The organism is Methylobacterium sp. CCH5-D2 (assembly GCF_001556475.1).
Lineage (GTDB): Bacteria > Pseudomonadota > Alphaproteobacteria > Rhizobiales > Beijerinckiaceae > Methylobacterium > Methylobacterium hispanicum.
In genome coordinates, this window is sequence record NZ_LSIX01000248.1 from 1 (window position 1) to 5,140 (window position 5,140).

Here is a 5,140-nt window from a genome sequence, read left to right on the forward strand (position 1 = left end):
CAGCGAGGCGAGACGGTGGGCCGCGTCGAGGATGCGGGCGACGAACTCGGCGCGCTCGACGTAGCGCGAGAGCCAGTAGAGGTTGTCGGCGGTGCGGGACAGCATGGGCGCTTCGCTGGGTTCGGCCGGTGAGGGCTCGATCGCTCGGTAGGGTTTCGTCTCGCGCGGGGCGGCGCCTCAGCCGTCCAACACCCAGGTATCCTTCGTGCCGCCGCCCTGGCTGGAATTCACCACCAGCGAGCCCTCCTTCAGCGCCACGCGGGTCAGGCCGCCCGGCACGATGCGGATCTCGTCCGCGCCGCAGAGCACGAAGGGCCGGAGATCCACGTGCCGGGGCGCCACGCCCGAGGCCACGAAGGTCGGGCAGGTCGAGAGCGAGAGCGTCGGCTGGGCGATGAATCCGTCCGGCGCGTGGCGCAGGCGCCGGCCGAACTCCTCGATCTCGCGCTTGGTCGCGTGCGGGCCCACCAGCATGCCGTAGCCGCCCGAGCCGTTGACCTCCTTGACGACGAGGTCCTTCAGGTTGTCCATCACGTACGCGAAGGCGTCCTTCTCGCGGCAGCGATAGGTCGGGACGTTGTGCAGGATCGGCTCTTCGCCGGTGAAGAACTTCACGATCTCGGGCATGTAGCTGTAGACCGCCTTGTCGTCGGCGACCCCCGTGCCGACCGCGTTGGCCAGCGTCACGGTCCCGCGCTCGTAGGCGTTCATCAGCCCCGGCACGCCGAGCACGGAATCGGGGCGGAAGACCAGCGGGTCGAGGAAGTCGTCGTCGAGGCGGCGATAGATCACGTCGACCCGGCGCGGTCCCTCGGTGGTGCGCATGTAGACGACGTCGTCCTTGGTGAAGAGGTCGGAGGCCTCCACCAACTCGACGCCGAGCTTGTCGGCCAGGAACGAGTGCTCGTAGAAGGCCGAGTTGTAGCGCCCCGGGGTCAGGAGCACGCAGGTGGGGTCGCGCGTGGCGGTGGCGGGCGCGAGGCTGCGCAGCGTCGCCAGCAGCGCGTCCGGGTAGTTCTCGACCGGTGCGACCCGGTGGCGGGAGAACAGGTCGGGAAAGAGCCGCAGCATCACCTCCCGGTTCTCCAGCATGTAGGACACGCCGGACGGGATGCGGGCGTTGTCCTCCAGCACGAAGAAATCGTTCTCGCCGGTCCGCACGATGTCGATGCCGGCGACGTGGACGTAGAGGTCGTGCGGCACCCGAAAGCTGCGCATCTCCATGCGGTAATGCGCGTTGCGATAGACGAGGTCGGCCGGGATGATACCGGCCTTGATGCATTCCTGCGGGCCGTAGACGTCCTTCAGGAAGGCGTTGATGGCGGTCACCCGCTGCTTCAGCCCGCGCTCGAGGAACCCCCATTCGGGCTTGGTCAGCACCCGCGGGATGATGTCGAACGGGATCAGTCGCTCGGTCGATTCGTTGTCGCCGTAGACCGCGAAGGTGATGCCGATGCGGCGAAACAGCAGTTCCGCCTGGCTGCGGCGGGTGTTGAAATGGTCGGAGGGCGTGGTGTCGAGCCAGTTTTTCAGTTGTCCGTAGGCGTTGCGGATGTCCGCCGCGGTCGCGGCCGATCCTCCGTGTCCCGTCATCTCGTCGAACGCCACACCGGCCATCGCGCTGCCTCCCAGATACCGCACGCTAGAGGCAAGAGGCGCGCCACGCCAAGGATCCGCGGGGACCCGCGGGCTCGATCGCGCTACAACCTCAGAACAGCTTCAGCCCTTTCAGGCTGGCGTGCCCGGTGCGTCCGAGAATGATGTGGTCGTGCACGATGATTCCAAGTGGATCGAGCACATTCACCACCTCGCGTGTCATCCGGACGTCGGCCGCCGAGGGGCTGGGATCGCCCGAGGGGTGGTTGTGGGCCAGGATGATGGCGGTGGCCGAGAGTTCGAGGGCGCGGCGCGCCACCTCGCGGGGATAGACCGGCGTGTGATCCACGGTGCCGCGTCCCTGCACCTCGTCGGCGATGAGGTGGTTGCGCTTGTCGAGGAAGAGGATCCGGAATTCCTCCCGTGCCGAGAAGGCCATGGTGGTGCGGCAATAGTCGAGCACCGCGCTCCAGGACGAGAGGAGCGAGCGCTCCTGGACCGCGCCGCGGGCCAGGCGGCGGCCGGCCGCCTCGGTCAGCTTGAGATCGACGATCACGCCGGGGCTGATGCCCTCGACCTCGGCAAGACGCGCGGGCTCGGCGCTCACGACCTCGGCGAAGCTGCCGAAGCGGTCGATCAGCGCCTTGGCGAGGGGTTTCACGTCCCGGCGGGGAATGGCTCGGAACAGGACGAGTTCGAGCAGTTCGTAATCCGGAAGCGCGTCGGCGCCGGCCTGTGCGAACCGGGCGCGCAGGCGCTCGCGGTGGCCGTGATAGTGCGGCGGCTCCGCGCCGCCCTTCGCCGGCGCGCTGTCTCCTCGGCCGTCCGCCCCGTCCACCGCCGGGCTCGCGGCGGCGCCGAGGTCGAGCAGCCCGCCGGGACCGGAGCCGCGCCGGGCCATCGGGTCAGGCGCCCGGGTTGGTGGGCTGGTGCAGGCCTCTGGGCGAGACCGTGAAGATCTCGCAACCCGTCTCGGTGACCGCGACGGTGTGCTCGAACTGGGCGGAGAGCGAGCGGTCCCGGGTGACCGCGGTCCAGCCGTCGGCCAGCACCTTCACGGAGGGGCGTCCGAGATTGATCATCGGCTCGATGGTGAAGAACTGGCCCGCCTTCAACGGCACGTCGTAGCTCGCCTCGACGTAGTGCAGGATGGTGGGCGCGTCGTGGTAGGTGCGACCGAGGCCGTGGCCGCAGAAGTCGCGCACCACCGAGCAGCGCTCCGCCTCGGCGTAGTCCTGGATCGCCCGGCCGATGTCGTTGGTCGAGCCGCCGGGCCTGACCGCCGCGATGCCGCGCATCAGCGCCTCGTAGGTGATCTCGCACAGGCGCGCCGCCTTGCGGGGCACCTCGCCCACGAAGGCCATGCGGCTCGAATCGCCGTGCCAGCCGTCGAGGATCAGGCAGATGTCGAGGTTGACGATGTCGCCCTCGCGCAGCGGCTTGTCGTTCGGGATGCCGTGGCAGACCACGTGGTTGATCGAGGTGCAGATCGACTTCGGGTAGCCGCGGTAGAGGAGCGAGGCCGGGTAGGCGCCGTTGTCCATCGCGAACTCGTAGGCGAGCCTGTCGAGTGCCTCCGTGGTGATTCCGGGCTGGGTCGCCTCCATCAGGAGGTCTAGGGCCTCGGCCGTCAGGCGGCCCGCCCGCCGCATGCCCTCGAAGCCCTCCGGCCCGTGGATCGGTGCCTCGGGGGAACGGCGCGCGCCCTGCGCGGTCGCTTGGTCTTGCTGGTTCATTCGGCGGGTCTTGCGCTGCGGCGTCTCTCAGCCGCTATGTACGGTGTGCGGGGGCTTTCCGCCAAGCGGCACGACGTATCGGGCACGCGCCGGCAGGGCTCGCGCGGCGGCCCGGATGGAGCGCGGGCTTGCGTGCGGCGCGGCGCTTCCCCCATAAGCGGCAGCGGATCGGGCCGCCCGCGCGGCTCTCACGAGCAGCAGGGCGGCAGATGGCTGACAAGGCGGTTCCGCACTTCCACAACGACCTCGGCGTGCCCGTCATCGAGGTCGGGGCGCGCGAGTTCATGTGCATCGGCGCGCGCCCGCCCTTCGACCATCCGCACGTCTTCCTCGACATGGGCGCGGACGACGAGATCATCTGCCAGTACTGCTCCACGCTCTACCGCTACCGCGCGGGGCTGAAGGCGACCGAATCGAACCCGCCGGCCTGCCTGTGGGACGACAGCAGCACGGCGGGCGGCGCCAAGGCGGCCTGAGCGCGCCCGCGCCGGCCGTGGCCGCGCTCGACATCGCCGTCGTCGGCGCCGGCATCGGTGGTTTGACCGCCGCGCTCGCGCTCGCCGACGCCGGGCACCGGGTCACGCTCGTCGAGCGGCGCACCGGCTTCAGCGAGGTCGGAGCGGGTCTGCAGCTCTCGCCGAACGCCAGCCGGGTCCTCGGCGATCTCGGGCTCGGCGCGGCGCTGCGGCGCGCGGCCAGCGAGCCGCCGGGCGTCGTGGTCCGCGCCCTCGACAGCGGTCGCCGGATCGGCGGCGTCAGCCTCGGGGCGACCGCCCGCGAGCGCTACGGCGCGCCCTACTATGTCATCCACCGGGCCGACCTGCAGACGGTGCTTCTCGATGCGGTGCGGGCGCGGCCCAACATCCGCCTCCTCGTCGGGCGCGGCGTCACGGGGCTCTCCGAGGGCGCCGACGGCGTCGCGCTGACCTGCGAGGGCGACGTCCGGGTCGATACGGTGGAGGCCGACCTCGCGATCGGTGCGGACGGCCTCCACTCGCGCGTCCGCGGCCATCTCGACCCCGCGCCCCTGCGGCCCGGCCACATGGCGGCTTGGCGCGCGGTGCTCCCGCGCGAGGGCCTGCCCGACGGGCTCGGCGGCGCGGAGACCGGCCTCTGGCTGGGGGCCGGCCGCCACGTCGTCCACTACCCGATCCGGGGCGGCCGCTTCCTCAACGTGGTGGCGATCGTGCCCGAGCGGCAGGGCGACGCGGATTGGGGGCGGATCGGCGACCCCGCGGTGCTCCGCACGCATTTCCGCGGCTGCGCGGCGCCGCTGCGCGCGCTGCTGGCCATGCCCGATTCCTGGCTGGTGTGGTCGCTCGCCGAGCGCGCGGTGGCGCGGCCGATCGCCCGCGGACGGGTGGCGCTGCTGGGCGACGCCGCCCACCCGGTCCTGCCCTTCCTGGCGCAGGGCGCGGCGCTCGCGATCGAGGACGCGGCCGTGCTCGTCCGCTGCCTCGCCGCGGGGCCGGTTCCGGACGCGCTCCCGGCCTACGCCGCCGCCCGGGCGCGCCGGGTCGCGCGCGTGCAGCGCGCCGCCCGCGGCAACGGGCGCACCTATCACGCCGGCCCGCTGACCGCCTTCGCCCGCGACCTCGTGATGCGCCGCCTCGGGCCGGACGGGATGCGCGAGCGCTACGCCTGGCTCTACGGCTGGACGCCGGACCCGGCCTGACTGCCCGCTTGATCTCGGGCGGGCGCCCGGCTACCGCTCGGCCCGCGCGGACGTGGCGGAACCGGTAGACGCACGAGACTTAAAATCTTGCGGCCGCAAGGCCGTGCGGGTTCGAGTCCCGCCGTCCGCACCA

General features: G+C 71.6%; 6 protein-coding genes and 1 tRNA gene. 3 read left to right on the top strand and 4 right to left on the bottom strand.

The annotated features are described in order from the left end of the window. The 4 genes from AX737_RS31895 to map form a co-directional block, all read right to left on the bottom strand. The coding region (locus AX737_RS31895) for an alpha-E domain-containing protein (RefSeq protein WP_197430480.1) at positions 1–105 on the bottom strand (105 nt) is incomplete at its 3' end. Between the two features lie 72 nt (positions 106–177). Beyond that, the gene (locus tag AX737_RS06505) at positions 178–1,617 is read right to left on the bottom strand and encodes a circularly permuted type 2 ATP-grasp protein (RefSeq protein ID WP_066919978.1); all 1,440 of its coding nucleotides are present in this window, start codon (positions 1,615–1,617) and stop codon (positions 178–180) included. A gap of 91 nt (positions 1,618–1,708) precedes the next feature. Beyond that, positions 1,709–2,497, bottom strand: coding sequence for a DNA repair protein RadC (radC, locus tag AX737_RS06510; RefSeq protein WP_066919980.1), 789 nt, complete (start codon positions 2,495–2,497; stop codon positions 1,709–1,711). Positions 2,498–2,501: 4 nt separating this feature from the next. Beyond that, on the bottom strand, positions 2,502–3,332 hold the full coding sequence (gene map / locus AX737_RS06515; RefSeq protein ID WP_066919982.1) for a type I methionyl aminopeptidase: 831 nt from the start codon (positions 3,330–3,332) through the stop codon (positions 2,502–2,504). 209 nt (positions 3,333–3,541) lie between these two features. Here map and AX737_RS06520 point away from each other — a divergent pair, with 209 nt between their 5' ends. From AX737_RS06520 to AX737_RS06530, 3 genes are all read left to right on the top strand, one after another. Next, complete coding sequence (locus tag AX737_RS06520) at positions 3,542–3,808, top strand: zinc-finger domain-containing protein (RefSeq protein ID WP_066919983.1); 267 nt, start codon at positions 3,542–3,544, stop codon at positions 3,806–3,808. A 17-nt stretch (positions 3,809–3,825) separates the two neighbouring features. Next, the gene (locus tag AX737_RS06525; RefSeq protein ID WP_066919984.1) at positions 3,826–5,007 is read left to right on the top strand and encodes an FAD-dependent oxidoreductase; all 1,182 of its coding nucleotides are present in this window, start codon (positions 3,826–3,828) and stop codon (positions 5,005–5,007) included. Between the two features lie 46 nt (positions 5,008–5,053). Beyond that, positions 5,054–5,140: transfer RNA gene (locus AX737_RS06530), tRNA-Leu, on the top strand.